This is a genomic window from Mesorhizobium sp. M1E.F.Ca.ET.063.01.1.1, assembly GCF_003998155.1.
Lineage (GTDB): Bacteria > Pseudomonadota > Alphaproteobacteria > Rhizobiales > Rhizobiaceae > Mesorhizobium.
This window is the reverse complement of record NZ_RZSC01001137.1, coordinates 1-1331: the sequence shown is the minus strand read 5'-3', so window position 1 is coordinate 1331 and position 1331 is coordinate 1. Positions and strand designations below refer to the sequence as shown.

Below are 1331 nucleotides of genomic sequence, written 5' to 3'. Positions count from 1 at the left end.
CCGCGGCATAGGCGGTACCGCCGAGGGCGAAGAGCCCGAGCGCAACCGCCAGCGGCCGCGCAAACTTGAGATTGGCTTGCATTGTTGTTTACTCCTTAAGCCACAAGACACGAGGCTTTTTATGTTCATGAATGCCCCGGCCCGTCCGGGGGGATAAACGGGCCTGGCGTTCAACGGTTCCGAATGTCGTGCTGAAATGCGGCTGAAGCGAACCTGAACTTGGGTCATTCCCCGGCGCGAATGAGGCCGAAAGGTGACGTTGCATCTTCGCAACAGCGAATGTCAGCAGGCTAACCATGTTGCTCTGCACACCGCTTGGTTCAAGGGGTCCGGCGGCATATATTGAATTATGACGGACCCGAATCCGGGCCGGGCAAGCGTGCGTGCCGGCCGCTCCGCCACATTCCCGCCCCAGGTGGAAATGGTGTTTAACACCTTGGTCCGTCATATTGTGCCGGCTTCCCGGAATCGTGAAGCCGATTGAGGATTGACAACATGAAAGAAGCCGCTGGCGTGGCGCTGGTGACGGGTGGGGCGAGAAGGATCGGCAGGGCTATCGTCGAGGATCTGGCCAGGCACGGTTTTGCCGTCGCCATCCATGCCAACCGTTCGGGAGCCGAGGCCGAGGCCCTGGCCGATCGCATCAGGAGCGAGGGCGGCCGCGCCGCCGTGGTTGCTGCCGACCTCACCGACATGGACGCCGTCGGCGATCTCGTCGGCCGATCCGAGGCCGCCCTTGGTCCGGTCACGCTGCTCGTCAACAACGCCTCTTTATTCGTCGACGACAGCGTCGAGGAGTTCGACTGGCGGGCCTGGGACCGCCACTTCGCCATCCATGTGAAGACCCCGGCGCTTCTGGCGCGGAACTTCGCTCGTGCGCTGCCGGGCGGCGCCGAGGGGTTGATCGTCAACATAATCGACCAGCGCGTCTGGCGGCCGACGCCGCGCTATTTCTCTTATGCCCTGTCGAAATCGGCCTTGTGGACGCAGACGCAAATGCTGGCGCAGGCGCTTGGACCCCGCATCCGCGTCAACGCCATCGGTCCCGGACCGACGCTCAAGAACAAGCGCCAGGACGACGATGATTTCGAAAGCCAAGTCGAGGGCCTGATCCTGAAGCGCGGCCCGCAATTGCCGGAATTCGGCGCCACCATCCGCTATCTCTGGGAAGCGCGCTCGGTGACCGGCCAGATGATCGCGCTCGATGGCGGCCAGCATCTTGCGTGGCAGACGCCCGATGTGACAGGCATGGTGGAATGAGTCCCGCCCAAAAACACGGACAAAACGCCGCCGCCGACGACCTGCCGCCCGATGTCGACCCAGATATCGAC

1 protein-coding gene is annotated in these 1331 nt (G+C 63.0%); it reads left to right on the top strand.

Annotated elements, in window-relative coordinates; translation table 11 throughout:
- Nucleotides 1-495 precede the first annotated feature (495 nt).
- Nucleotides 496-1260 (top strand): SDR family oxidoreductase, encoded by a 765-nt coding sequence (locus EOA29_RS36680; RefSeq protein WP_127222406.1) that lies wholly within the window; start codon nt 496-498, stop codon nt 1258-1260.
- The last annotated feature ends 71 nt before the right edge of the window (nt 1261-1331 follow it).